The 26,078-nt window shown below is 52.3% G+C and carries 25 protein-coding genes, 2 tRNA genes and 2 rRNA genes; 14 read left to right on the forward strand and 15 right to left on the reverse strand.

Going from position 1 to position 26,078, the window contains the following annotated elements; all coding sequences use genetic code 11:
- Positions 1–166 precede the first annotated feature (166 nt).
- The 7 genes from BEN74_RS08545 to BEN74_RS08575 form a co-directional block, all read right to left on the reverse strand.
- Positions 167–3,060: ribosomal RNA gene (locus BEN74_RS08545) — 23S ribosomal RNA — on the reverse strand.
- A gap of 365 nt (positions 3,061–3,425) precedes the next feature.
- Positions 3,426–3,501, reverse strand: a tRNA-Ala gene (locus BEN74_RS08550).
- Between the two features lie 50 nt (positions 3,502–3,551).
- Positions 3,552–3,628, reverse strand: a tRNA-Ile gene (locus BEN74_RS08555).
- A 61-nt stretch (positions 3,629–3,689) separates the two neighbouring features.
- Positions 3,690–5,227: ribosomal RNA gene (locus BEN74_RS08560) — 16S ribosomal RNA — on the reverse strand.
- Together the 16S and 23S rRNA genes with 2 tRNA genes alongside form the textbook arrangement of a ribosomal RNA operon.
- A gap of 441 nt (positions 5,228–5,668) precedes the next feature.
- A complete protein-coding gene (locus tag BEN74_RS08565) occupies positions 5,669–6,745 on the reverse strand; it encodes a DUF6670 family protein (protein WP_068909099.1) in 1,077 nt (358 codons plus the stop codon).
- Positions 6,746–6,763: 18 nt separating this feature from the next.
- Positions 6,764–7,591: a CDP-diacylglycerol--serine O-phosphatidyltransferase gene (gene pssA, locus BEN74_RS08570; RefSeq protein ID WP_068909102.1), complete on the reverse strand. Its 828-nt coding sequence runs from the start codon at positions 7,589–7,591 to the stop codon at positions 6,764–6,766.
- Positions 7,592–7,640: 49 nt separating this feature from the next.
- The gene (locus tag BEN74_RS08575) at positions 7,641–8,498 is read right to left on the reverse strand and encodes a 23S rRNA (adenine(2030)-N(6))-methyltransferase RlmJ (RefSeq protein WP_068909105.1); all 858 of its coding nucleotides are present in this window, start codon (positions 8,496–8,498) and stop codon (positions 7,641–7,643) included.
- Positions 8,499–8,616: 118 nt separating this feature from the next.
- Between BEN74_RS08575 and BEN74_RS08580 the strand changes: the two genes are divergently transcribed.
- Together BEN74_RS08580 and BEN74_RS08585 are read left to right on the forward strand one after the other, a co-directional pair.
- On the forward strand, positions 8,617–9,219 hold the full coding sequence (locus BEN74_RS08580; RefSeq protein WP_068909107.1) for a 2OG-Fe(II) oxygenase: 603 nt from the start codon (positions 8,617–8,619) through the stop codon (positions 9,217–9,219).
- A gap of 60 nt (positions 9,220–9,279) precedes the next feature.
- Complete coding sequence (locus BEN74_RS08585) at positions 9,280–9,807, forward strand: hypothetical protein (protein ID WP_068909109.1); 528 nt, start codon at positions 9,280–9,282, stop codon at positions 9,805–9,807.
- Positions 9,808–9,859: 52 nt separating this feature from the next.
- On the opposite strand, the gene BEN74_RS08590 is transcribed toward BEN74_RS08585, so the two are convergent.
- Positions 9,860–10,759 (reverse strand): permease, encoded by a 900-nt coding sequence (locus tag BEN74_RS08590; RefSeq protein WP_068909111.1) that lies wholly within the window; start codon positions 10,757–10,759, stop codon positions 9,860–9,862.
- 154 nt (positions 10,760–10,913) lie between these two features.
- On the opposite strand from BEN74_RS08590, the gene BEN74_RS08595 reads away from it, so the two are divergent.
- The 4 genes from BEN74_RS08595 to BEN74_RS08610 all read left to right on the forward strand — a co-directional run bounded on the left by BEN74_RS08595 (position 10,914) and on the right by BEN74_RS08610 (position 14,944).
- Positions 10,914–11,129 (forward strand): Sec-independent protein translocase subunit TatA, encoded by a 216-nt coding sequence (locus BEN74_RS08595; protein ID WP_068909114.1) that lies wholly within the window; start codon positions 10,914–10,916, stop codon positions 11,127–11,129.
- A gap of 16 nt (positions 11,130–11,145) precedes the next feature.
- Positions 11,146–11,580, forward strand: a complete 435-nt coding sequence (tatB, locus tag BEN74_RS08600; RefSeq protein ID WP_068909117.1) for a Sec-independent protein translocase protein TatB — start codon at positions 11,146–11,148, stop codon at positions 11,578–11,580.
- Positions 11,577–12,365 (forward strand): twin-arginine translocase subunit TatC, encoded by a 789-nt coding sequence (gene tatC, locus BEN74_RS08605; protein ID WP_068909119.1) that lies wholly within the window; start codon positions 11,577–11,579, stop codon positions 12,363–12,365. The genes tatB and tatC overlap by 4 nt, the downstream gene beginning before the upstream one ends.
- A 266-nt stretch (positions 12,366–12,631) precedes the next feature.
- Positions 12,632–14,944: a PhoX family protein gene (locus BEN74_RS08610; RefSeq protein ID WP_068909121.1), complete on the forward strand. Its 2,313-nt coding sequence runs from the start codon at positions 12,632–12,634 to the stop codon at positions 14,942–14,944.
- 42 nt (positions 14,945–14,986) lie between these two features.
- On the opposite strand, the gene BEN74_RS08615 is transcribed toward BEN74_RS08610, so the two are convergent.
- Positions 14,987–15,769, reverse strand: coding sequence for an NRDE family protein (locus BEN74_RS08615; protein WP_068909123.1), 783 nt, complete (start codon positions 15,767–15,769; stop codon positions 14,987–14,989).
- A gap of 93 nt (positions 15,770–15,862) precedes the next feature.
- Between BEN74_RS08615 and lgt the strand changes: the two genes are divergently transcribed.
- The 3 genes from lgt to BEN74_RS08630 all read left to right on the forward strand — a co-directional run bounded on the left by lgt (position 15,863) and on the right by BEN74_RS08630 (position 17,546).
- Positions 15,863–16,675: a prolipoprotein diacylglyceryl transferase gene (gene lgt, locus BEN74_RS08620; protein ID WP_068909125.1), complete on the forward strand. Its 813-nt coding sequence runs from the start codon at positions 15,863–15,865 to the stop codon at positions 16,673–16,675.
- 113 nt (positions 16,676–16,788) lie between these two features.
- Positions 16,789–17,175 (forward strand): hypothetical protein, encoded by a 387-nt coding sequence (locus tag BEN74_RS08625; RefSeq protein WP_068909128.1) that lies wholly within the window; start codon positions 16,789–16,791, stop codon positions 17,173–17,175.
- Positions 17,175–17,546 carry a hypothetical protein gene (locus tag BEN74_RS08630; RefSeq protein WP_068909130.1) on the forward strand — a complete coding sequence of 124 codons (372 nt, stop codon included), beginning with the start codon at positions 17,175–17,177 and terminating at the stop codon, positions 17,544–17,546. The genes BEN74_RS08625 and BEN74_RS08630 overlap by 1 nt, the downstream gene beginning before the upstream one ends.
- 22 nt (positions 17,547–17,568) lie before the next feature.
- Here the strand turns inward: BEN74_RS08630 and BEN74_RS08635 are convergent, their stop codons facing one another.
- Complete coding sequence (locus BEN74_RS08635) at positions 17,569–18,093, reverse strand: hypothetical protein (protein ID WP_068909132.1); 525 nt, start codon at positions 18,091–18,093, stop codon at positions 17,569–17,571.
- Between the two features lie 370 nt (positions 18,094–18,463).
- Between BEN74_RS08635 and thyA the strand changes: the two genes are divergently transcribed.
- The 5 genes from thyA to msrA all read left to right on the forward strand — a co-directional run bounded on the left by thyA (position 18,464) and on the right by msrA (position 22,206).
- Entirely contained in the window at positions 18,464–19,306 is an 843-nt protein-coding gene (gene thyA, locus BEN74_RS08640) for a thymidylate synthase (RefSeq protein WP_068909134.1), read from the forward strand.
- Positions 19,307–19,416: 110 nt separating this feature from the next.
- Positions 19,417–19,929 carry a dihydrofolate reductase gene (locus BEN74_RS08645; RefSeq protein ID WP_068909137.1) on the forward strand — a complete coding sequence of 171 codons (513 nt, stop codon included), beginning with the start codon at positions 19,417–19,419 and terminating at the stop codon, positions 19,927–19,929.
- A 29-nt stretch (positions 19,930–19,958) separates the two neighbouring features.
- Positions 19,959–21,008 carry a DUF4105 domain-containing protein gene (locus BEN74_RS08650; protein ID WP_068909139.1) on the forward strand — a complete coding sequence of 350 codons (1,050 nt, stop codon included), beginning with the start codon at positions 19,959–19,961 and terminating at the stop codon, positions 21,006–21,008.
- Between the two features lie 106 nt (positions 21,009–21,114).
- Positions 21,115–21,570 carry an META domain-containing protein gene (locus BEN74_RS08655; protein WP_068909141.1) on the forward strand — a complete coding sequence of 152 codons (456 nt, stop codon included), beginning with the start codon at positions 21,115–21,117 and terminating at the stop codon, positions 21,568–21,570.
- 111 nt (positions 21,571–21,681) lie between these two features.
- Positions 21,682–22,206, forward strand: coding sequence for a peptide-methionine (S)-S-oxide reductase MsrA (gene msrA, locus BEN74_RS08660; protein ID WP_068909143.1), 525 nt, complete (start codon positions 21,682–21,684; stop codon positions 22,204–22,206).
- Between the two features lie 69 nt (positions 22,207–22,275).
- Here the strand turns inward: msrA and BEN74_RS08665 are convergent, their stop codons facing one another.
- The 5 genes from BEN74_RS08665 to BEN74_RS08685 all read right to left on the reverse strand — a co-directional run bounded on the left by BEN74_RS08665 (position 22,276) and on the right by BEN74_RS08685 (position 25,986).
- Positions 22,276–22,680 carry an ExbD/TolR family protein gene (locus BEN74_RS08665; RefSeq protein ID WP_068909145.1) on the reverse strand — a complete coding sequence of 135 codons (405 nt, stop codon included), beginning with the start codon at positions 22,678–22,680 and terminating at the stop codon, positions 22,276–22,278.
- Complete coding sequence (locus BEN74_RS08670) at positions 22,680–23,300, reverse strand: MotA/TolQ/ExbB proton channel family protein (RefSeq protein ID WP_068909148.1); 621 nt, start codon at positions 23,298–23,300, stop codon at positions 22,680–22,682. The genes BEN74_RS08665 and BEN74_RS08670 overlap by 1 nt, the downstream gene beginning before the upstream one ends.
- Positions 23,301–23,327: 27 nt before the next feature.
- Positions 23,328–24,089: a TonB-dependent receptor gene (locus tag BEN74_RS08675; protein WP_068909150.1), complete on the reverse strand. Its 762-nt coding sequence runs from the start codon at positions 24,087–24,089 to the stop codon at positions 23,328–23,330.
- 215 nt (positions 24,090–24,304) lie between these two features.
- On the reverse strand, positions 24,305–25,171 hold the full coding sequence (gene purU / locus BEN74_RS08680) for a formyltetrahydrofolate deformylase (RefSeq protein ID WP_068909152.1): 867 nt from the start codon (positions 25,169–25,171) through the stop codon (positions 24,305–24,307).
- Between the two features lie 113 nt (positions 25,172–25,284).
- On the reverse strand, positions 25,285–25,986 hold the full coding sequence (locus BEN74_RS08685) for a TetR/AcrR family transcriptional regulator (RefSeq protein WP_068909154.1): 702 nt from the start codon (positions 25,984–25,986) through the stop codon (positions 25,285–25,287).
- Between the last annotated feature and the right edge of the window lie 92 nt (positions 25,987–26,078).

Here is a 26,078-nt window from a genome sequence, read left to right on the forward strand (position 1 = left end):
CTGTTCACTTTTCAGTGCATGCCAAGGTTTTTTCCAAATGAGTTATTAACAGGTATATCTGAGTTTATGCAATTTGTTCAATTTTACTTAGCTTTTCAACTAAATCAAGTTTGATCGTTTGATTTCGAATCAATTGATGCTTCGTATACAACTGCTTGGGCGTTGTATAGTCAAGCCTCACGAGCAATTAGTACTGGTCAGCTTCATGCGTCGCCGCACTTCCACATCCAGCCTATCAACGTCGTAGTCTTCAACGGCTCTTTAGAGGAATAAATTCCTAGGGAAATCTTATCTTGAGGTAGGCTTCCCGCTTAGATGCTTTCAGCGGTTATCCCTTCCGAACATAGCTACCCGGCGATGCGACTGGCGTCACAACCGGTACACCAGAGGTTCGTCCACTCTGGTCCTCTCGTACTAGGAGCAGATCCTCTCAAATTTCCAGCGCCCACGGTAGATAGGGACCGAACTGTCTCACGACGTTCTAAACCCAGCTCGCGTACCTCTTTAAATGGCGAACAGCCATACCCTTGGGACCTGCTTCAGCCCCAGGATGAGATGAGCCGACATCGAGGTGCCAAACACCGCCGTCGATATGAACTCTTGGGCGGTATCAGCCTGTTATCCCCAGAGTACCTTTTATCCGTTGAGCGATGGCCCTTCCATACAGAACCACCGGATCACTAAGACCTACTTTCGTACCTGCTCGACTTGTGGGTCTCGCAGTTAAGCGCGCTTTTGCCTTTATACTCTACGCGTGATTTCCGACCACGCTGAGCGCACCTTCGTACTCCTCCGTTACTCTTTAGGAGGAGACCGCCCCAGTCAAACTACCCACCAGACATGGTCCTCGTCCCGGATAACGGGACAGAGTTAGAACCTCAATATTACCAGGGTGGTATTTCAAGATTGGCTCCACCGGGACTAGCGTCCCGGCTTCAAAGCCTCCCACCTATCCTACACAAGTAAGATCAAAGTTCAATGTCAAGCTGCAGTAAAGGTTCACGGGGTCTTTCCGTCTAGCCGCGGGTACACCGCATCTTCACGGCGAATTCGATTTCACTGAGCCTCTGCTGGAGACAGCGCCCCCATCATTATGCCATTCGTGCAGGTCGGAACTTACCCGACAAGGAATTTCGCTACCTTAGGACCGTTATAGTTACGGCCGCCGTTTACTGGGGCTTCGATCAAGAGCTTCGCTTACGCTAACCCCATCAATTAACCTTCCAGCACCGGGCAGGCATCACACCCTATACGTCCACTTTCGTGTTTGCAGAGTGCTATGTTTTTAATAAACAGTTGCAGGGGCCTGGTTTCTGTGGCTGCCGGCAGCTCAGGAAGCAAGTTCCATCACCGCCAGCAGCGTACCTTCTCCCGAAGTTACGGTACCATTTTGCCTAGTTCCTTCAGCAGAGTTCTCTCAAGCGCTTTGGTCTACTCGACCTGACCACCTGTGTCGGTTTAGGGTACGATTCCAGTATAACTGAAGCTTAGAGACTTTTCCTGGAAGCATGGTATCAGCCACTTCACTGCACAAGTGCAGCTTGCTGTCAGTTCTCAGCATAGAGTACCCCGGATTTGCCTAAGATACATGCCTACAACCTTTCACCTGGACAACCAACGCCAGGCTGACTTAACCTTCTCCGTCCTCTCATCGCATTATACTGAAGTATTGGAATATTAACCAATTTCCCATCGACTACGCCTCTCGGCCTCGCCTTAGGGGTCGACTCACCCAGCCCCGATTAACGTTGGACTGGAACCCTTGGTCTTTCAGCGAACGGGTTTTTCACCCGTTTTGTCGTTACTCACGTCAGCATTCGCACTTCTGATACCTCCAGCAGACTTCTCAATCCACCTTCATCGGCTTACAGAACGCTCCCCTACCACTTGCAATAAATTGCAAATCCGCAGCTTCGGCATATAGTTTTAGCCCCGTTACATCTTCCGCGCAGGCCGACTCGACTAGTGAGCTATTACGCTTTCTTTAAAGGGTGGCTGCTTCTAAGCCAACCTCCTAGCTGTCTATGCCTTCCCACATCGTTTCCCACTTAACTATAATTTTGGGGCCTTAGCTGGCGGTCTGGATTGTTTTCCTCTTGACTACGGACGTTAGCACCCGCAGTCTGTCTCCCGGATAGTACTCATCGGTATTCGGAGTTTGCATCGGTTTGGTAAGTCGGGATGACCCCCTAGCCGAAACAGTGCTCTACCCCCAATGGTATTCGTCCGAGGCGCTACCTAAATAGCTTTCGGGGAGAACCAGCTATCACCAAGTTTGATTAGCCTTTCACCCCTATCCACAAGTCATCCCCTGGCTTTTCAACGACAGTGGGTTCGGTCCTCCAGTTAGTGTTACCCAACCTTCAACCTGCTCATGGATAGATCACCTGGTTTCGGGTCTACACCCAGCAACTAAGCGCCCTATTAAGACTCGGTTTCCCTACGGCTCCCCTATGCGGTTAACCTTGCTACTGAATGTAAGTCGCTGACCCATTATACAAAAGGTACGCAGTCACCGGACTAAGCCGGCTCCCACTGCTTGTATGCATGCGGTTTCAGGATCTATTTCACTCCCCTCACAGGGGTTCTTTTCGCCTTTCCCTCACGGTACTGGTTCACTATCGGTCAGTCAGGAGTATTTAGCCTTGGAGGATGGTCCCCCCATATTCAGACAAGGTTTCACGTGCCCCGCCCTACTCGACATCATCATATAAGCCCTTTCGCGTACAGGACTATCACCTACTGCGGTTGCGCTTCCCAGAGCATTCCGCTAGAACTTATATGACTTAATGGGCTGTTCCCCGTTCGCTCGCCGCTACTGAGGGAATCTCAATTGATTTCTTTTCCTAAGGGTACTGAGATGTTTCACTTCCCCTCGTTCGCCTCGCAACACTATGTATTCATGTTGCGATACCTGCCTTATGGCAAGTGGGTTTCCCCATTCAGAAATCTCCGGATCACAGGATATTTGCCGCCTCCCCGGAGCTTATCGCAGGCTATTACGTCTTTCATCGCCTCTGACTGCCAAGGCATCCACCACATGCACTTAATTACTTGACTATACAACCCCAAACAGTCGCTAATACTTACAAGTAGTATTTCGCGTCGCAAACTTAATTGCCACAGTTAGAGTTTCGTGAACTTAATCACTGTACAGCTTCAATTAGATTCATATACCAAAACGCTTGATTCAGTTAATTTCGCTAGTAACTCATTTCATTCAGCATTAACAATTGCTTGTTAAGCTGGCTAAAACGAGTATGAACAAATTATTTCAACTCAAATATATTCTGTTAATGATTCACTGCATCCTCGTCGGACTGCAGTCAACTGTGATAAATCACAGAACTTAATAAACTAAAATCAAATGATCTTATTTACTAAATTCTATAATCTAACTTCTCAGCTTAATCACTCTAAAGTGATGGTGGAGACTAGGAGAGTCGAACTCCTGACCTCCTGCGTGCAAAGCAGGCGCTCTACCAACTAAGCTAAGTCCCCAGCTTATCATAAGGCCAATGTTTCTGATTCTCTGTTTCAGTTTGCAGATTTGGTGGGTCTGACAAGACTTGAACTTGTGACCCCACGCTTATCAAGCGTGTGCTCTAACCAACTGAGCTACAGACCCTCAGATACATCGTCATGAAGAACAACTTGTTGTGGATTCTTACCGATCGTCAATCTTTCGTTAAGGAGGTGATCCAGCCGCAGGTTCCCCTACGGCTACCTTGTTACGACTTCACCCCAGTCGTCGGCCACACCGTGGTAAGCGTCCTCCTTGCGGTTAGACTACCTACTTCTGGTGCAACAAACTCCCATGGTGTGACGGGCGGTGTGTACAAGGCCCGGGAACGTATTCACCGCGGCATTCTGATCCGCGATTACTAGCGATTCCGACTTCATGGAGTCGAGTTGCAGACTCCAATCCGGACTACGATCGGCTTTTTGAGATTAGCATCCTATCGCTAGGTAGCAACCCTTTGTACCGACCATTGTAGCACGTGTGTAGCCCTGGCCGTAAGGGCCATGATGACTTGACGTCGTCCCCGCCTTCCTCCAGTTTGTCACTGGCAGTATCCTTAAAGTTCCCGGCTTAACCCGCTGGCAAATAAGGAAAAGGGTTGCGCTCGTTGCGGGACTTAACCCAACATCTCACGACACGAGCTGACGACAGCCATGCAGCACCTGTATGTAAGTTCCCGAAGGCACCAATCCATCTCTGGAAAGTTCTTACTATGTCAAGGCCAGGTAAGGTTCTTCGCGTTGCATCGAATTAAACCACATGCTCCACCGCTTGTGCGGGCCCCCGTCAATTCATTTGAGTTTTAGTCTTGCGACCGTACTCCCCAGGCGGTCTACTTATCGCGTTAGCTGCGCCACTAAAGCCTCAAAGGCCCCAACGGCTAGTAGACATCGTTTACGGCATGGACTACCAGGGTATCTAATCCTGTTTGCTCCCCATGCTTTCGTACCTCAGCGTCAGTATTAGGCCAGATGGCTGCCTTCGCCATCGGTATTCCTCCAGATCTCTACGCATTTCACCGCTACACCTGGAATTCTACCATCCTCTCCCATACTCTAGCTTCCCAGTATCGAATGCAATTCCTAAGTTAAGCTCAGGGATTTCACATCCGACTTAAAAAGCCGCCTACGTACGCTTTACGCCCAGTAAATCCGATTAACGCTCGCACCCTCTGTATTACCGCGGCTGCTGGCACAGAGTTAGCCGGTGCTTATTCTGCGGGTAACGTCCACTCATCCTAGGTATTAACTAGAAGAGCCTCCTCCCCGCTTAAAGTGCTTTACAACCAAAAGGCCTTCTTCACACACGCGGCATGGCTGGATCAGGGTTCCCCCCATTGTCCAATATTCCCCACTGCTGCCTCCCGTAGGAGTCTGGGCCGTGTCTCAGTCCCAGTGTGGCGGATCATCCTCTCAGACCCGCTACAGATCGTCGCCTTGGTAGGCCTTTACCCCACCAACTAGCTAATCTGGCTTAGGCTCATCTATTAGCGCAAGGTCCGAAGATCCCCTGCTTTCCCCCGTAGGGCGTATGCGGTATTAGCGTTCCTTTCGAAACGTTGTCCCCCACTAATAGGCAGATTCCTAAGCATTACTCACCCGTCCGCCGCTAGGTTATGTAGCAAGCTACATTTCCCCGCTCGACTTGCATGTGTTAAGCCTGCCGCCAGCGTTCAATCTGAGCCATGATCAAACTCTTCAGTTTAAAATCAATAGTGCTTTATTCAAAACACCAAATCTGGCTCATCAATTTTCTGACATTAATTTCTCAAATAAACTTCGAGTAATTTCTACCATCAATCAATGAAAATTATTTCGATCGATCAACCGGTAAAAATCCACACAAGTTGTTCTTCATATTCTCTTAATGATCTTCTCAATGCTTCGTCAGCATCAAGCTAGGTCGGCTATATTACTCTCTTTCAAAAGAAAGTCAACTGGTTTTGATGATTATTTTTAAACTCATTCAAGATTCAGAAATTTAACCAATCTAGCTAAATCCTTGTTTCTCAACAAGTTTTAATCAACATCACCGCCGATGGATATGCATTATAGGGGAAAAAATTACAGACGCAAGGCCTTTTTTTAAATATTTCGGAATATGCGCTTTGAGTGCTTATTTATTCCGCAAAATGCGCGTTTTTTTCTATTTTTTCAATAAAACCGGCACTGCGCCCGCCAGCTTATCCAGCAGTTTTTCTTTTTTACTCTTCTCCTGCCAGTTTAAAGGGCGGCAATCGATGTATTCGCAGTAGCCGCTTTCACCGCTTTCTTCCGCATCGCCTATTTTCACCTGATAGCTGAAACTGCCTGCATAGCCTGCCCCGGCGCCGAATTTGAAGTCGCCGCGGCTTTGCGCCTGAATCCGGATAGGCACAGCGCCGCTGGATGCCGTCCATTCAAATTCCCGCGGCAGATACATTTTACGGTGATCCGGCGTAGTCACTGCCGGATAAACGCGGTGCACTTTCAGGCATACACCTTCATCCAGCATTTGCACCTGCGCTGAATTGAAATCCTTAAGATACAGCCTGGACTGCAGAATGCGGTTCAGGCGGTCGCGGGCCTGCATCACAATCAGCTGGCGCCGCCGGCTGAGATTAATGGTTTGCGCGGTATAAAAGGCGATAGGCAAAAACGGGAAATTGACGGCGCGGGCGAATTCCAGCGAGCCTAATTGCTGAATCCGGTACTTTTGACCTTTATAGCCAATTTCCCCTGTGCATTCGCACAGCTGTGACCAGTATTCTGCCAGCCCCATTCTCAGCTTGCTGAAATAGCACGGCGCTTCGGCAGTTTTAATTTCCAGATCAAAGCTGAGTTCGCGGTCAAGGCGCCGCAGCTGAAATTCAGGAAAGGCGCCGCTGAAGTTTTCCCGGTCCAGAAACTGAAAGGAGCCGGGCTTAAAAATGCAGTCGCTGTGCACAGAATAGCGGCTGAACTGGCCAGCCATATGCGGGCTGATGCTGGACATCACCGTTGCGGTATTTTGCGCAGCATGCCGCATGGCGGCGCCATTGCGCAAAACCGCCGCATTCGGCTGGCCAATCATGCTGATGAAATTGAGATAATGCAGCGGCGCAGGGAGATTGGGGATTTTCAGCGCCAGCAGTATGGCTTTGTATTGCCGGGTTTGCGCATGCAAAGGAAGATTATGCTGAAGCTGCGCCGGAGTCTGATTCAGCTGTTTGGATTGATCTAAAAAATCTGGAAACAACTGCATATCAGACTCCTTACATGATTATGCTGCCGTATTTTTCCGCGCCAGGAATGTAGTGACAAATCCGGACAGCGCGTAAATCAGCGAAATCACTAAAATGCCGACCGGAATGTTATAGGTCACGGCAGCCATGACAAAGACGATGATCGGCAGGACCGCAAAAGGAACGCGCTTGCGGTCTACAGTTTTAAATGAATAGTATTTAATGTTTGAAATCATCAGCAGGCCGACTGAAACAATAACGGCAGCATTCAGAACCTGAACGCCGGTTTCACGCAGGTCAAAGACTTCCGGAAAATCACGCGCCACCAGCACCAGTGAAATAACCATCACCGCGGCCAATGGGCTGGCCACGCCAATAAAGTAGCGCTTATCGACCACGCCGATCTGCACATTGAAGCGCGCCAGGCGGAACGCGGCGCAGGCGGTATAGACAAAGCAGGCCGCCAAGCCGATGCGCCCCAGATCATTCAGGCTCCAGCTGTACATCAGGATAGCTGGAGCCACGCCGAAGGCCAGCAAGTCAGACAAAGAGTCAAACTGCTCGCCGAACGGGCTTTGCGCGCCGATTGCGCGGGCCACCCGGCCATCCAGGCCGTCAAATAAAGCCGCAATGAAAATGGCGTACACCGCCTGGGTATATTCGCCGTTCATGCTGGCGATAATTGAATAGAAGCCCGACAGCAGCGCTGCCGTGGTGATTAAGTTAGGCCACAGGTAGATGCCGCGACGTTTGACCTTCTGCCCTTCGTGGGTGTGCTCTTCCTCTTCCACCTCAAAAGTAATGCCGTCAAAAGCGCTTTCTTCTTTGGCGGAAATTTCCCGTTCAGGTTTATTTATATTTGTCATTCTTCGATCCTAACTGTGACCTTGCAACTTGCTTCAGCTTAAACTTGTATTACTCGCCAACCAGCCAGCGCACCGCCGCGTGGCCGCCATTTTCGTTCATGCGCAGGTGCGGGAACAGCCACTGCAGCGCTTCATCGGCATCCTGAGAGAACTTCCAAGGCGGGTTGATCACCAGCAGGCCGCAGCCGTTCAAGCCGACCGGAGTATCGTCCGGCCATACGCAGATTTCGCAAACCAGCTGGCGGCGGATGCCGGTCTTGTACATTTTCTTTTCAAAACGCTCGATCATCGCGCGGTCTTTGATTGGGTACCAGACCGCAAATACGCCTGTCGGCCATTTTTTATAGGCTGCCACCAGCAATTCCACCAGCTGCGGGAAATCTTTGCGCTCTAATTCATAAGGCGGGTCAATCATCACCAAGCCGCGCTTTTCCTTTGGCGGAATAACGCCCAGCAGGCCTTCATAGGCATCGCGCTCATGCAGGCCGGCGCGCTTGTCAAAAATATTGTGGCGCAGCTGCTGGAAGACATCGCGCTGCATTTCAAAAATTGTGGCTTTATCAATTTCACGCATGCCTTCCAGCGCAAACCACGGCGAGCCCGGATAAGCGCCTTTGCCGAAATTCGAGCGCATTTTTTCCACAATTTTCAAATACTGCTGCACGCCTTCAGGCGCAGTGCGCTTGACCGAATCATCCAGCTTAACCAGGCGATGAATACCGTTTAAGAACTCACCCGATTTTTGCGCTTCCGATGTCGATAAATCATATTTGCCCGCGCCGCCATGCGTATCGACATAGCGGTATGGCTTATCTTTAGCATTCAGCCGGGCCAGCAGCTGAAGCAGCAGCACGTGCTTCATAACATCGGCAAAGTTGCCTGCATGGAAATGGTGACGGTAATTCATGTTTCTACAATTCCTGATATCAACGGCTATTTTAGCATGAAAAATAGTTTCATTCCGATGCTTATCTTGCTCTAGAATGGTTCACCCTTTTTCTCACCACTTTTGCGGTTTTTTGCTTATGGAAACAGTTCTTCTCCCAAAGTCCTGGAATGTTGATCAAGTCTTAGATGATTTGGATCAGCATGGATTCGCCCTGATTGATGACGCCTATTCCCCTGAATATGTGCATGCGCTGGCTGAGGAATGCGCCTCGCGCCTGAACCAGTTCCGGGAGGCCGCCATTCAAAATGGCGTGGTCAGCAAAATCCGCAGCGACCATATTTTATGGATCAATGAAGAATTGCAAACCGCGCAGCAGCACATCCGCTATTTAAACGCCCTTTCAGATCAGCTGAATCAGGCGTTTTTTTTGGGCATTCAGGAAGTGGAAGCGCATTTCGCCTGCTATAACGCGGGGGAGTTTTACGCCCTGCACCGCGACAACCCGCAGCGCAAAAATGACCGGGTGATTTCCACGGTATATTACCTGCATGAAGACTGGCAGGACGGCTGGGGCGGCGAGCTGCGCCTGCAGGATAAGTATGATCAGTGGCATATCATTCAGCCGAAACCGAACCGCATTGCGATATTTCAAAGTGACTTACTGCATGAAGTGATTCAGGCCAAGCATCAGCGCCTGTCCATCACCGCCTGGCTGCGCAGCGGCAATTCCATCTGGTAAAGCTTTAAATTGCGCTGTCCGCCCTCATATAGCTGTTATTGACAGATGAGGAAAACGCCAATGCCTGAGCACACCAAACATATCATTCAACGTATTGGTGAAACAGATCAATTGTATTTGCAGGGAAACAGCGCCGAGCTTGCGCTGGAGCGCGCGGATTTGCGCCTGCAGCTGGTCATGCTCAGCCGGATGCGCCAGGAGCAGATCCACTTCCTGCAGGAAGCCGTGGTGCTGCTGGAGCAGAGCCGGATTGAGTTTGCGGAAATGCCGCTCAGCCTGTATGTCAATTTGTCGCTGCATTTGGCCAAAGCCTACATGCTGTATTTTGAAATTACCCGTGAGCCGCGTTTTGCGCTGATTACCCAGCAGATTTTAAAGCCGATGACGCATGATGACTACGGCGACATTTATTTCTTCCTGGCTTATGCCTCGGTGGCGAAAAACGAGCCGTCACTCTCCCGGCACTGGCTGAAAAAATATGTAAAAACCCAGGCATTTGATCTGGAGCTGATGCGCGGGCATTCCGCTTTTGACGCCTTCCGCTCAGAGCTTTGGTTTGAGCAGCTGATTCAAAGCCGGCTGCACTGACCCGCTGAATTGAACCGGCGCCTGAGCCGGGGCAATGCAGCTGTTCAGATGCCTATCCCAGCAGCCAGAAAGAGACTGGCATAAAATGCAGCGCCAGCCCGTATAAGCCCACCAGCGCGCAGCTGACTATTGTGCCTGAAGCGATGTATTGGGCCGATGTGCCCGTACCCTGATAATGCGTTTCCAAAGCCACAATATTGGCTGCCGGCGGCAGGCAGAACAGCAGGAACATCACGCCGATATAGCGCTCAACCTGCGGGATGGGCGCAAAGGCGTACGCCAAGCTGCAGACCGCCGCGCCGCAAAGCAGCTTCAGCGCGAATATCCGACTGCTGCGCAGAATATCCTGCCCGGATACGCGGGTACGGCGCATCCACATGCCCAGCACGCACATGCCGCTAAAGCTCATGCCTATTTTGGCGCACTGATAAATCAGATCAATCCAGTGATGCTCCTGCAGATACTGCAGGCCCAGCAGCCGGAAAACTCCCGCCAGCAGCAGCGCCAGAACCGGCGGAGACAATGCCACTTTTTGGGCAGCCGATGTCCAAGGCTGTCCAGCTGCGCTGACTGCCGTGACCGCCCAGATATTGCCGAAAATTGAACCGCCGACATACAGCGCGACCATCGGCGCGCTGACTTCCTGGCCAAACAGCGCCAGGGCAAAGGGAAAGCCCAGCCATGCCAGATTGACATAGCTGACGCATAAAGCACGCAATCTGTCTTTTAAAATAAGCAGGAAAAAATAAAACAGCAGCACGGCGGACGCAAAGCTGAACAGCATTAAGCTGAGGCTGCTGGGCTGATAAAACACCATGTTGTAAATAATGACAATTGGAATAAAGCAACGCGCCAGTCCGCTGGCCAGCAGCGCCTTTAAAGACGCGGCGGCTGAAATTGAGGCCAGCCCAAGCCCGCACAGAAAGCCAAAAACCGGAAGAAGCAAAGCCACCGTTACCGTCCTGCAGATCAGTCCCGCCCATGCTATCACTATTCAGCGCCTGAGCGCGCTGAAAACTAGCATGTCTTCAAACTGCAATCTGGATGTCACATCCCTGTCATGCGCAGCTGTTGAAATCGTCTGAAAATGAAAAGAGGAAAAAATCATGGCAGGACTATCAATTTGGCATGTGCTGATTTTTGCAATTGTCGTCATTCTGCTGTTCGGCACATCAAAGCTGAAAAATCTGGGCAAAGATGTTGGCGGCGCAGTCAAAGACTTTAAAAAATCCATTAAAGATGATGAAGCAGCTGCAGCCTTGAAAGAACCGCGCACCATCGACGCCCAAGTCAAAAGCGCTGAAAGCTCAGTGAAAAGCTAAGTGTGAGTGCTGATTCATGCTGAATATTGGAATGACTGAACTGCTGTGTTTTGCCATTATTGCTCTGCTGGTGCTTGGCCCGGAGAAATTGCCTGAAGCCGCGCGCTTTGCCGGAAAATGGTATGCAAAGATCAAGAGAACCATCAGCAATGTGCAAAACGACATAGACCGCGAGCTGCGGCTGTCTGAGCTGCGCGAGCAAATGCAAAATGAAATGAAGCGCATACAGGAGCTTGAAGAAAAAATGCAGGCTCAAATGAATGCGCTGCAGCAGCAGAAAATATCCGCTGCGGAAAATCAGCCCGAACCCGCCCATCCGGACCATAAAAACACCCCGTTGCGCTATACCCCTGCAGAACGGCCTCAGGCGCCTTTGCTTGCCATTTCAAAACAGCCGGCCTGCGGCGCCGCCATGCCGCTGCAGCTGAATAACTATAAGGTGGCGGTATGACGCAAACCTCACAGCCGCAGCTGCCGAATACTGTGGACAGCCGCGAACAGGAAATGCTGCAGGAAATGCCGATCACCAAGCACCTGGTGGTGCTGCGCAAGCATCTCTTTAAAATTGTCAGCCTGCTGATTGGCCTGTTTTTCTGCCTGCTGCCCTTTGCCAACCGCACCTACCAAATACTGTCTGAACCGCTGCGCGCCCAGCTGCCGGCAACATCGACCATGATTGCTACAGATGTGACTGCAACTTTCATGGCGCCCTTTAAGCTGAACTTCTTTATTGCCCTGATGCTGGCCATGCCGTACATCATTTATCAGCTGTGGGCCTATGTAAAGCCAGCGCTGTACGCCAAAGAAAAAGCGCTGGCCCTGCCGATGCTGATCGGCAGCATCGGCCTGTTCTACCTCGGCATTTCTTTTGCCTATTACATTGCGCTGCCGTCCATTCTGCACTTTTTCATCAGCGTTTCGCCTGAAACGGTCGCGCCGATGACCGACATCAACAGCTACTTAGCCTTCTGCCTGAAGCTGTTTCTGGTATTCGGCATTACCTTTGAAATTCCAATTATTACCCTGCTGCTGATTTTAATTGGCGTGGTTACAACGCAGCAGCTGGTTGAAAAACGGCGCTTCATTGTGGTCGGCTGCTTTTTTGTCGCGATGTTTGTCACCCCGCCCGATGCGCTGTCCATGATCATGCTGGCCGTTCCGATGTGGATGCTGTTTGAACTGGGACTGCTGGCCGGCAAGCTGCTGGAAAAAAGAAGAAACGCCGAAAGCTCTTAAGTTCAGGCAGGCTCCGGCCTGCTTTTTTATGCGCAGCCTAAACCCATCCTCAGTCCCTTCAAAATAATTCGCTCCTCGAAGCCTTCAGCTGGATAGCGCATTCAGCATGAAGTGCAAGCTTAAACCCTGTTTTTTCATCATTTTGTCTTATTTTTTTCACCAGACTGTCATCCCTCAGTCAAGCGGTCGTCATACTTCCGCCTTAAGTTAGAGAGGACTTTAGAAAAACATGCCTTTTCAACTGACTCTACTTAGGAATTACTTCGATGACCGAGCTGTCGCCATATCATGAAGATCAGGAACTTGATAACAACGCCTCAAATAATGAACATTTCCGTGACATTCTTGAGCAGCGCATCTCCCGCCGCAGCCTGATCACGAAAACAGCCAGCGGAGCAGTTGCTCTGGCGCTGGCTTCCTCCTTAACCGGCTGCGGCAGCGATGATGACGGCAATGCATCTACAACACCGCCTGCAGACCCTGCGGAAAAGCCGAAAAAACTGACGTTCAAGCCGGTTTCTAAAAATTTAGATGACATTGTGACTGTTCCGGAAGGCTATCAGGCCAGCATCCTTTATGCCATGGGCGATCCAATTAACCCGGCATATGCAGCATGGGATGACAATAACGTGCCTAAAGGCCCAAGCTTCATGTACCGTTCAGGCGACTGCCACGACGGCATGAGCTATTTCGGCTTGAACAGCAACGCTCTGAACTATGATGCCAATGCATCTGAGCGCGGCCTGCTGGTCATGAACCATGAATACATCAATCCGACCTTCCTGCACCCAGAAGGGCCGACCAAGGTAAATGGACGCCGCCCGGAAGAAGAAGTCATCCGTGAAGTCAATGCTCACGGCGTTTCAGTCATCGAGCTGAAAAAAGACAAAGCGACGCAGAAAGTTGAAATTGTCAAAAACTCGCTGTTCAACCGCCGCATCACGGCATCGACAGTCATGGAGTTTGCCGGCCCGGCGGCAGGCAGTGCTCTGCTGTGCACCCGCTTCTCTCCTGCTGGACGCCAGACGCGCGGCACGCACAACAACTGCGGCAACGGCTATACGCCATGGGGAACCTACTTAACCACGGAAGAAAACTTCATTGGCTATTTCCAGCGCTCAGGAAGCGATGAATACGAACGTACGCCTGAAGAGAAAAAAGCACTAAAACGCTATGGCTTAAGCTTAAGCATTGATTATCTTTATGAGAAAAACCCTGATGGCTCGCCTAAAAAGAATGCGAAAGGCGAGATTATTTACGTTCTGGATCAGCAAGGGAAAAAAATCCCTAATCTGGACGATCAGGACCGTGTTGCCTATCTGGACAAGAACTCCCGCTATGCCTGGGAAACGGCTCAGGGCAGCTATTACGCTCAGGACATGTACGACCGCTGGACTGCGGACGTCACTGCAGATGAGGCAGATCAGGACTACCGCAACGGCCCGAATACCTTCGGCTGGATTGTAGAAATCGATCCTTTTGACAGCCGTTCAAACCCGGTAAAGCGCACCGCTTTAGGCCGCTTTGCGCATGAAGACTGCCGCGCCAGCCGCCTGCGCGCAGATGACAACCTCGCCTTCTATATGGGCGATGATTCACGCGGCGAATATATCTACAAATTTGTATCCGACCAGAAGTGGGATGCCAAAGACGTTAACGGCGGATATGCTGCCGGCGATAAATACATGAACTCTGGCAAGCTGTATGTCGCCGAATTCAACAATGACGGCACAGGCCAATGGATTGAGCTTGCATACGGCAAAAATGGCTTAGATGAAGGCAGCAGCGCCTATCCTTTCGAGTCGCAGGCAGATATCGTCACCTTTGCCCGCCTGGCTGCGGATGAAGTCGGCGCAACCCGAATGGACCGCCCGGAATGGGTTGCTGTCAATCCGGAAAATGGCGAAGTCTATGTAACCTTAACCAACAACTCAAACCGCGGAACAGCGCATGCGCTTGATGCAGCCAATCCGCGCAATTATTCTGACCCTGAAGGCGGCAAAGGCAACGTCAACGGCCATATTATCCGCTTCCGCGAAACGGGCGACACAACAACAGCTGAAAGCTTCACTTGGGATATCTACCTGTTTGGCGCTGAAGCCAGCATGGCTGAAAACATCAACCTGTCAGGCCTGAATGACAATAACGACCTGTCCTCTCCGGACGGCATGTGGTTTGACCCGCGCGGCGTACTGTGGATTCAGACCGATGACGGCGCATATACCGACACCACCAACTGCATGATGCTGGCAGCATTGCCCGGCCAAGTCGGTGATGGCGGCCAAGTCAAGACTTCGTCGAATATCGATACCTTTGCAGGCGCGCAAGTCAATGATGAAAACCTGCGCCGCTTCCTCACTGGGCCTAAAGAATGTGAAATTACCGGCGTGACCATGACGCCGGATTACAAAGCAATCTTTATCAATGTGCAGCATCCGGGTGAAGATTCAGAATCTTACGATGCGCCGACCAGCCACTGGCCTGCCACACAAACAGATTCGGGCAATACAACGGCCCGCCCGCGCTCTGCAACTGTTGTGATTACCCGCAAAGACGGCGGCGTGATTGCAGGCGCATAAACCCTGACCCCATAAAAAATGCCAGCATCACGCTGGCATTTTTTATGGCTGAAGCGGCAGCTGCAGCTCAATGACTTTGCCCTGCGCCGCGCCCTGCTGCTGCTTTTCCTGCCACAGCCACTGCCGGTCCTGCATTCTCAGAAAATTCGAGCAGCGCGTGCCGTAAGCAGGGCTTTGAATAAAGGTCGAAGACAGCAGCTCTTCCATCTCAGCGCTGATGCCGGTAAACGGCAGCAGCTGCGGAATAATCTTGCGCTCATCCTCCAGAATATCCCACACCGCGAATTCCAAATCCGCCGGCGGCGTATCCGCATGCTGCAGCATCGGCAGCAGTTCCTGGGTAAATCGCTTGCGCAAATGCCGGGTTTTCTCCCAATGCTCCGTCATCAGGCCGTTGGACGCCACATAAACGCCCTTGGCCAGCACCTGCGGCGCTTCGCCGCGGTTGCTCATATACACCGCCTGATGCTGATCGCCGATAAACAAGTTGAAGCCGGCATACTCGCGCTGCTGCTGTTCTAAGGCCTGCGCAAAGCGGATCGGCGCCAAGTCTGACTCTAAAAAGTGCTGAATCAGATGCCCGCGCGAGGTCGGATAGCTCCGCCTGTCCTGAGCGTCGCGGAAATTGGTGACAATCGCCCAGCGCCCCGCCGGCGTCACGCCCATCCACGACCCGCCGGACTGCAGATCGCGGCCGGCCGCAATCGGGCTGTTCTCCCACCGCTGCAGTTCGGCCGCGGGCCGGTGATAGAATTCATCACGGTTGGAAATCAGGCACAGCGGGGTGCCTTCCAGAACCTGCCAAGCAAAAGCCACAATGCACATAAACGCCACTCAATATCTTTACACATTGAATGTACAACATTTTTCATCACATTCAGCTAAAATCTGTGCAAAACATAATGACAAGGAGCAGCGATGCTGACCTATCCGAATATAGACCCTGTTGCGCTGTCGCTGGGCCCGCTGCAAGTCCACTGGTACGGGCTGATGTATCTGCTGGCATTTTTATTCGCCTGGGGGCTGGCCACTCACCGCGCCAAGCAGCGTGACGGCTGGACGCCGGAAATGGTTTCCGACCTGATCTTCTACGGCGCTTTGGGCGTTGTGGTCGGCGGGCGCTTCGGCTATGTATTCTTTTACGGCTTTGAGCAGTTTCTGGCGAATCCGCTGTGGCTGTTCCAGGTCTGGACTGGCGGCATGAGTTTCCACGGCGGTTTCCTGGGCGTGATGATCGCCATGCTGCTGTGGTGCAGAAAATATAAAATGACCTGGTTCCAGACGCTGGACTTCATTGCGCCCTGCGTGCCGACCGGCCTGATGTTCGGGCGCATCGGCAACTTCATCGGCGGTGAGCTGTACGGCCGCCCGGTGGCTGACCCGAACTTCGCCTTCGGCATGATCTTCCCGACCGACCCGCTGCAGCTGGTGCGCCATCCTTCGCAAATTTATCAGGCGCTGTGCGAAGGGCTGGTCCTGTTTATTGTCTTATGGTGGTTCAGCTCCAAGCCGCGCCCGCGCTTCGCCGTGTCTGCCCTGTTCCTGATCGGCTACGGCATTGCCCGCTTTGTTGTGGAGTTCTTCCGCGAGCCGGACAATGGCCAGCTGTTTATCGGCTGGATGAGCAAAGGGCAATTCCTGACTGTGCCGATGATTCTGATTGGCCTGTGGATGATGTGGTATGCCTACCAGAAAAAAACCTACGACTGGGGCCCGCTCAAAAACAGCTGAGCGGCGTCTGCGCTCTTCTTCTGCGGGGCAGCTGCCCCGCTTTTTTCCGGCTGTGATTTTTCCGCGCGTTCTGTGCTAAAGTTTCAGCTTTCTGCTTATTGACGCCTGACCGCATGCTCGAATTCTGGTTTAATCCTCAAGTTCCAGTCCTGAAAAAAATCCTGCTTTTTGCCCTGATTGCAGCCGCCACCGCGGCGCTGTACTGGATTGAGCCCTTAGCGCCCGATGCGGTTTTGATGTTTGCAGGCGCCGGGCTGGTGTTTCTGATCTGCCGCTACTGCAAGGTGCATTTTGCCGCTAAAAAGCCCGCTGGACTGCTGTACCGCCTGCTGACCTGGATTCCGATCGCCTTGCTGCTGGCGCTGATTTTCATGCAGATGAAGGACGGCGGGATTCTGCTTCCGGGCGCGCAGGGCATCGGCTTTATGGCGCTGGCGATCTGCCTTTTCTCGCCGCTGTCGCTGCTGAACCGCAATCAGCCGCCGGAAGCGCAGCCCTAATGCTGGAATTTTGGTATTCGGCGCGCTGCACGCGTGAAATCCGGCTCGTCATCTGCATTGCGGTCTGCACGGTGATTTATTACTGCGCCGGCATTCAGCAGCTGCCTGCGCTGTTTGCAGGCCTGAGCCTAGCGCTTGGCGCGGCTGTGCATCTGCTGCGCCAAGCGCATTTGAAAATTGCGGATGAAAATTCCTATAAGCAGGCCATTCAGGCTGTTTTTGCCATTCTGCCCATCGCCGGGCTGCTTGGCCTGATCCTGTATGTGCCGCCAGGCCATAAAGCCGCACTCAGCATTCAATGCATCGGCTTCAGCGCAGTTGGGCTGTTTTTAGTTTCACTGCATGAACGCCGCGCCAAGCGCTGCGCATAAAGCTGCCCGGCGCTGACCAGCCTCAGTCGCCCAGGCGGTAATACTCATAGCGCACATTCGGATCCTTATACACCGCATAGTCGCGCTGCTTGAAGTCTGACACCCAGCCTGAGCCGGAATAGGCCGCAATATGGCCATACACATGCTTCTGCGTGCGGTTGATGATATAGATGTCGCCTTTTTGCGGACGGTCAAAAGCCAGATTGATTTTCTGATAGCCGATTTTCTGCAGCGTATGCCCCCAGTCGGCTGCGGCCACCGGATGGCTGTTGAATTTCGCGCCGGCGGATTCCAGCGCCAGGCGCACGCTCTTGGCGCATTTCTGCGAACTGCTTAAGGCGGTAACCCCGCGCAGGCGCTGGGTAAATTTATCAATATTGATTCTTTGGCCGTTGTCCGCGCCAAAGACGCTCTGCGGCTTGGCAGCGCGCTTTTCCTGCGCCATGCCGGACAGCCTGCCGGGATTCCGGCCTTGCTGCGAACGGATCACGATTTCCGCTTTCGGGGCGTAGACACTGTTAATATCCGCGCTTTGATCATAAGCCATCCTGCAGCAACCTCCTCTTCAATCAGTCCTGATCGAGCTTTACCTATCTTTGAACGCAGGGGATGGTACGATGGAATAGGCAGGCTTTCATATAAAAAAATGTAATAAAATTTATATTTCCGCCCTGCAGCAGGCTTAACTGGCTATTTTTCAGTTATTTTTTAATTCAGATTTTTTTCATTTCCCGGATAAGGCGCAGCCGCGCCGTCCCCCAGATTCCCGGCCCGGCGCCGGGCAGCCTGCGTGTTTTAAGATTTGATCCATCGCAGCGGGATGCAGCCCACGCCTGCGCGGGCTTGGCCGGAGTTTCATCGCTGCCAAAAAGAAGCTAAAATGCAGTTCAAGACATTATTCAGATTATGCGGAAGCTATGCGCCAGTATTTAGACCTATTGCAACACATCCTCGACAACGGCGGCGATAAAGGCGACCGCACAGGCACAGGAACGCGTTCTGTATTCGGTCATCAAATGCGCTTTGACCTTTCCAAAGGCTTCCCTTTGCTGACCACTAAAAAAGTCCACTTCCGCTCGATTGCGATTGAGCTGCTGTGGTTTTTAAAGGGCGACACCAACGTTAAATACCTGCAGGACAACAAGGTTTCAATCTGGGATGAATGGTCGACCGCAGCGCAGACTGCGCGCTTCGGCCGCCCGGAAGGCGAGCTTGGCCCAGTCTACGGCCACCAGTGGCGCAATTTCGGCGCGGCTAAAAAAGCCGATGGCCTGTATGAACAGGACGGCTTTGACCAGATTCAATGGCTGGTAAATGAAATCAAGGCCAATCCGGATTCACGGCGCCTGATCGTTTCCGGCTGGAACCCGAAGGAAGCCGGCCAAGTGGCGCTGCCGCCTTGCCATACCCTGTTCCAGTTTTTTGTGCAGAACGGCAAGCTGTCCTGCCAGCTGTACCAGCGCAGCGCCGACGTATTCCTCGGCGTGCCGTTCAACATCGCCAGCTATGCCCTGCTGACCCATATGGTTGCGCAAGTCTGCGGCCTTGGGGTTGGCGACTTTGTCTGGACCGGCGGCGATACCCATCTGTACGCCAACCACTTTGAGCAGGCGCAGCTGCAGCTGAGCCGCGAGCCTTTGGCCCTGTGCCAGCTGCGCCTGAACCCGGATATTCAGGATATTTTCGATTTTAAATTTGAAGATATTGAAATTATTGGCTATGAATCGCATCCGGGCATTAAAGCGCCTGTGGCGGTATAAGCGGTTCTTCACCCTATTCAACCATCAGAAATCCCCCCTAAGCCCCCTCTTTTTCAGGCGGGGCTTGCCAGCTGAGCTCAAGGGAAGGGTTTAAGCAAGCAGAGTCCGATATGGCATTTCAAAATTTAGAAGTTGTACACGTGGTGGCTATGGATCAGCGCAGCTGCATCGGCAAAGGCAATGACCTGCCGTGGCATATCTCAGCAGACCTCAAGCACTTCAAGGCAATTACCCAAGGCGGCGTGGTGGTGATGGGGCGCAAAACGCTGGAATCGATGGGCCGCGCCCTGCCCAACCGCGTCAACTGGGTCATTACCCGCGATGCGGACTGGTCTTTTTCCGGCACCAAAGTTGCGCACAGCATTGAAGAAGCGCTGACGCAGGCGGCGGCCGATGTGCAGGCCTCTGAAAAGCCGGAGAGCATCTTCATTATCGGCGGCGGCGAAATTTTCGCGCAAACTATGGATATTGCCGACCGGCTGGAACTGACCCATGTAGAGCTGGATGTGCAGGGCGATGCGCACTACCCTTCCATTCCTGACAGCTTTAAAAAAGCGGCCGCCGAGCAGCATATTGACGACAAAACCGGCATTGCTTTTGAGTTCGCAACTTACCGAAAATAAAGCAGAATAATTTGCAGCATTAGGCGGCTATGCAGAAGCTCGGCGCAGCGGAATGGGTGAAAAAACTGGGAAGCGGCGCGCTGCATTCCCTGTTCAGCCTGTTTGTGGTTTTGTCCTCGGTGTGGCTGTGCATGGCGCTGTGGGTGCAGCAGCCGCTGGGCTGGCTGGCCAGCCGGGTTTTAATCGGCGCGTGGGCCGCCTTCGCGCTGAGCATCCTGGGCATATACGCCACGCAGCATTTTTTCAGCCGGCGCAAAGACGCCATGATTTACCTGCTGGGCTTCATCTGCAGCCTGTTCTGGTATTTCGGCCTGGAGGCCCGGCAAGACCGCGAATGGGCGCCCGAGGTGTCCAGAATCCTGCGGTATGAACAGCGAGGCAATGCCGTTACCCTGCACAATGTCCGCAACTTTGACTGGCGCCCTGACGGCAGCTATGCCGAACACTGGGAAACGCGGCATTACGACCTGAATCAGATTACCGGAGTGAATATCATCACCTCCTACTGGATGGGGCCGCAGATTGCCCACACTCTGGTCAGCTTCGATTTCGCCAATGCCCCGCCCCTGACCTTCTCCATTGAAATCCGCAAGGAAAAGCATGAAGAGTTTTCGGCGGTAGGCGGCTTTTTCCGCAAATATGAACTCAGCCTGGTGGCTTCGGATGAAAAAGACATTGTCTATACCCGCAGCAATATCCGCGGCGAACAGGTCTATTTTTTCCCGGTCAATATGCCGGAAAGCGCACGCATTAAGCTGTTTCAGGAATACCTGCGCAAAGCCGATGAACTGGCCCGGCATCCGAAATGGTACAACACCCTCAGCAGCAACTGCACGACGCTGGTTTTTGATATGGCGCAGGCGGTTTCCCCGCAGCCGCTGCCGGCGGATTACCGCCTGTTCGCTTCGGGCTACCTGCCGAATTATCTGCATGACCTGAATGCCATCAGCGGGCAATGGGATATGCAGACCTGGTATCAGCGCGCGCACGTCAACCCCAAAGTACGCGGCATGGCGCACATCAGCAGCGCCGAATATTCACAGCGCGCGCGCCAGGGCCTGCCGCGGCCGGCCGAATAGCCGGTCATCCGCAGTTTTTAAAACAAAGATACAATTCCCTATGGAGCTGAAGCTAAATATTTGTTTATATAAAACTCAGCCTATTCAAAAACAAGAGAATCCCGCAATGTTAAAACCGCTTTTTTTGGCCGCAGCGCTTGCTTCGGCTGCCGCCCTGACCGGATGCCAAAGCATGCAGGCCCCGCCGCAAATGACTGAAAACCTGCAGCAGCTGCAGAACCGCAGCTGGATTGCCACGCACATCGGCAATACCGAAATTAAGGCCTCGCCGGCGGCGCGCAGCGTTCCCAGCATTCAGTTTGATGAAGCCAGCAAGCGCGTATCGGGATCAGACGGCTGCAACCGCATTATGGGCGCCTACACAGCTGGCCATGACACGCTGCAGCTCAGCCAGATGGCCAGTACCCGCATGGCCTGCATGAACAGCGGCGGCATTGAGCAGCAATACAATGAAGCCTTGGCCAAGGTGACGCATTATCAGGTTTTCGGCAAAACCCTGAAGCTGCTGGACCGCCACGGCAACCTGCTGATTCAGTTTGAAAGCGCAGTCCAGCCGCGCTGAAGCCTAAAGCCTGCAGATCTGCAGGCTTTTTCTTTGCTTAGCGCAGGCGGGACATTGCAGCTTCACAATTTGCCCCTATATTAAAATCAATACAGCAAACAGGAAGAAATTATGCAGCAGGCTTTATTTGGCGGCGGCTGCTTCTGGTGCACAGAAGCGGTTTTTCTGCAGCTCAAAGGCGTAGATAAAGTTATCAGCGGCTATGCCGGCGGGCGCACCCAGCAGCCCAGCTATGAAGATATATGCACCGGCGAAACCCAGCATGCGGAAGTGATCCGGATTGACTTTGATGAAGCGCAGATCAGCTTTGCCCAGCTGCTGGATGTATTCTTCGCCACACACGACCCGACCACCTTAAACCGCCAAGGCAATGATGTCGGGACGCAGTACCGCTCGGTCATCTACTATTTCAATGCAGAGCAGCAGCAGCAGGCGCAGCACGCCATAGAAGCGCTGCAGGCCGATGGCTTGCAGATCGTCACAGAACTCAGCCCGGCGCCGGTTTTTTACCCGGCCGAAGACTACCATCAGAATTTCTTTGCGCGCAACCCGTCACAGGGCTACTGCAACTTCGCCATTCCGCCGAAACTGATGAAGCTGCGCAGCAAATTTCAGGACTTGCTCAAGCCGGACTGAAAGCAGCCTGCGCTTTTTCTACAGGCATAAAAAAATGGCTCCAGGGCCGTTTTTTTATGCTTGCGCAAATCAGTTATCTGTTGCAAAAGCAATATCACTGAGGCCGGCTTCGCTCGCGCGTGACATCACTTGCGCTACAGTGTCATAGCGTGATTCTTTGTCCGCCTTTAAAATCACTGTCGGCTGGCGCGGCGCCTTGCCCGCTTCCGCAAAGCGCTGTTCCAGCTCCTGCAGGCTGATGACTTGGTCATCCCAGGCCACATCGCCATTGGCATTGATGCTGACCTGCACCTTTTGCGGCGGCAGATCTATAATTTCCGCAGTGGTTTTCGGCAAGGTTAATGGAATTGATGGGTTGGCAACGGTCGCTGTCACCAGAAAGATGATCATCAATACCAGCATAATATCGATGAGCGGAATGAGGTTCATCTCATTCATGCCTGCATCGTTGTCTTCACCCAATTGAAAAGCCATTAAGCTTGACCTCCGACTAAACTTTCATGCGCTGTTTTAACTTCAGCCTTCTTTGCAGATTCCTGCTGCAGCATGGTGTCAATCAGCAGGCCGTGCGCCTGATCCTGCAGCTCATTCGACAGCGTGCGGTTAAAGCGCACCGCAATGTTGTACGCCAGCACCGCCGGAATAGCGACCGCCAAGCCTAAGCCGGTCATGATCAAGGCTTCGCCGACTGGAGTCGCCACTTGCGCCAAGCCAGCCTGACCGCTTTTGCCGACCGCAACTAAAGCATGGAAAATGCCCCATACCGTGCCGAACAGGCCGACAAACGGCGAAAGAGAAGCGATGGTGCCCAGCACCGAAACGCCTTTTTCAGCATTGGCTTTTTCAGCAGCAATCTGGCGCAGCAGCGCCTGCTCTGCAACAGCTTTGCGCTGGTCAAAGCTTAACGGCGCAAATTTCGCTTTCAGCGCAGACAGCGCATCGGCAAGCCGGGCAAAAGCCACTTGTTTCAGCTGGCGCGTGCCCATAATGCGCAGTGCAAAAATGGTCCACGTCGCAATCGACATTGCCAATAACACGAAATACAGCGTCTTGCTTACTGCATCAGCATGTTGCCAATAAACTGAAAAGTTCATACTCGAACTCCTAAAAGGGTTAGCCGGTTATTTAAGCTGAAAATCGAATGGCTGTTCCACTCGGGTTGGATAAGCCACGCCATTTTCAATATATTTAGTCAGCTGTCCACGCTTGGCGGCGGCAGCCACTTTTCTGTTGACGGCAGGCCCGCAGCTGGAATTTTTCGCTTCAGCTGAAATGACCTTGCCGCTTTCATTGGCTGAAATAGCAATCACCAATGAACACGAAGATTTTAATTCGCCCGGCGCAAAGCTTACCTTAGGCGCTTTCAGCCATGACACCCCGCCGCCAATCGAAACGCTTCTCGGCGCTGGAGGCGACACAGGCGCAGGCTGGGCAGGAGGATCGGCTTTGACAACCGGCGCTGGAGCCGGCGTTTTGTTTTCTGAAACTGCAGGCGCTATCACTGGACTTGGCTTCGCTGGCGCTTCCACCGGCTTCACCGCAGGCTTAGGCGTATCGGCCTTTTTCACCTGCTGCACCTTCTCGACTTTCTTCGGCGGAGGCGGCAGCGGCTTGTCTACAATCTTAACCTCTTTCGGCTTCGGCGGCTCTTTCTTAGGTTCCGGCGGCTTCGGCTTTGGAGGCAAAGGCTTCGGCGCTTCCTGCAGCTTCACAAAGCGCACTTGAATGGGATCTTTTTCTATCGGCTTGAGCTCAGGGGTCTTCATCTGGCTGACCGCCCACAACACGCCCATATGCCCAATGACCGCAGCGGTTAAAGCAGCGATAACTTTCTTTTTCATCGGATTCGGAGCTGGCATCATGGGAGCGGAAGAATGACTCATTAAAATCAGTTACCTTGAAGAAGCGATTGCATTCTGAATAGGAATTTGCAATCAGGCTCATCTGTTAGCACAATAAAGTAGCATAATGATAAATGAGAAGTGTTTTCATTTGCAACTATTAATTTGCCTATTTTTATGGCTTTTTCAAATGCTCAGCATAGAGCCAAAAAAGGCATACTCAAAGCATGCCTTTTTTAAAAATAAGATTCAAAGCCTTACTGGAATACGACCGTTTTGTTGCCGTCGACAATAATGCGGTCTTCCAGATGCCACTTGACTGCGCGCGCCAGCACATTGCGCTCGACGTCCTGGCCCAGCTCGCGCAGCTGCTCTACGGTAAAGTCATGATTGACCCGCTCTACGTCCTGCTCAATGATCGGGCCCTGGTCCAAATCCGCCGTCACATAGTGCGCCGTCGCGCCAATCAGCTTCACGCCTTTTTCATAGGCCTGCTTGTACGGATTGGCGCCGACAAAGGCCGGCAGGAAGGAATGATGGATATTGATGATCTTCATTTCCCACTGATGCACAAATTCTTCATCCAGAATCTGCATATAGCGCGCCAGCACCAGCAGATCATTGCCCTGCATCAGCTCATTGATTTTGGCATAAGCTTCGCGCTTGTTTTCCTTGGTCACCGGCACCACTTCAAACGGAATGCCGAAATTTTCCACCGCTTCGCGCAGCGTTTCATGGTTGGAAACCACTTTGGTGATTTCGCACGGCAGGCCGCCGCGCGCATGGCGCCACAGCAGCTCCAGCAGCGCATGGTCAACCTTGGACACCAGAATGCCGACTTTCTTCACATCGCTGACCAGCGCCAAGCGCCAGTTCATGTGGTAGCGCGCAGCCACATTGCTTTCAAAAGTCTGCAGCAGGCTTTCCCTGCGGCTTTGCAGGCTGTCCAATTCAAATTCAACACGCATGAAATAGCGCCCGCCCTGAGCTTCAGTCGCGTATTGATCAAGTGCGGTAATATTTGCTCCATGATGATACAAAAAGCTCGATACAGCTTGCACAATACCCGGCTTATCTTCACAGGTAATGAGCAGGCGTGCAGTGTTTGCAGTCGACATATTCATTTTGGTGTGTATCGCTAAATAGAATTAATTAAAAATAAGCCGGGTATTCTAGCGCGTTTTGGGGGCAGACTGAATAGGCCCTGCCGAACATTCGGCCCCTCAGGGCTGCGGTTTTATTCCATGCCCTGCGTTTTAGGCGATGACAGGCTGGCGAACAGCTCAGATTCACCCATGGTTTCCAGCAGGCGCTCATAGGTCTGGCGGCTTTCCCCGCGCAGGTACGCCCCTTCCAGAAACACCATCTGGCGCAAAGCCTGCCACACCCATTTCTCTTCCAGATGGTTGGAATCGACAATGTGGCCGGACATGTACAGGAAGTTGGTCCAGTTGGTCAGCACAATCCACAGGTTGATGATCAGCGCCTCAATTTCCGAGTTGGTCATTTCCATCAGGCCGGCATCGACAAAGGCCTTATAGATTTTCTGGCCCTGCTGCATCACCTGGCCGGCAAAGCGCGGATACATCTTGCGGAAATCTTCGTTGTTTTCCACCAAATGATAGACATCGCGGTGCAGGAAGCGGTAAGCCCAAAGCTGGCTGCTGAGCACCTGAAAATAGCGGATCTTGTCATTGGCATCCAGCAGGCGGTCATCCGGCAGCGCAAGCATTTCCAGCGTTTCTTTCTGGTACTGCTCCATCAGCTCTTTAATGATTTCGTTCTTGTTGCGGAAATGATAATACAGGTTCCCTGGGCTCATCCCCAGCTCGGCTGCAATATGATTGGTCGTCACGGAACGTTCGCCGCGCTCATTAAACAGCTGCAGGCTAAGCTGCAGAATGCGTTCTTTGGTTTTCAGCGTTTTGGTTTGGGACATCCTAAAATAACCATGAGTTCAATGCATTAGCAGGCTAATACATAAAGTAGCTTGACTATTTAGAGCATTTACTCTAAAAAATAATGAATCGC

The sequence above is a fragment of the Acinetobacter sp. WCHAc010034 genome (assembly GCF_001696615.3).
GTDB lineage: Bacteria > Pseudomonadota > Gammaproteobacteria > Pseudomonadales > Moraxellaceae > Acinetobacter.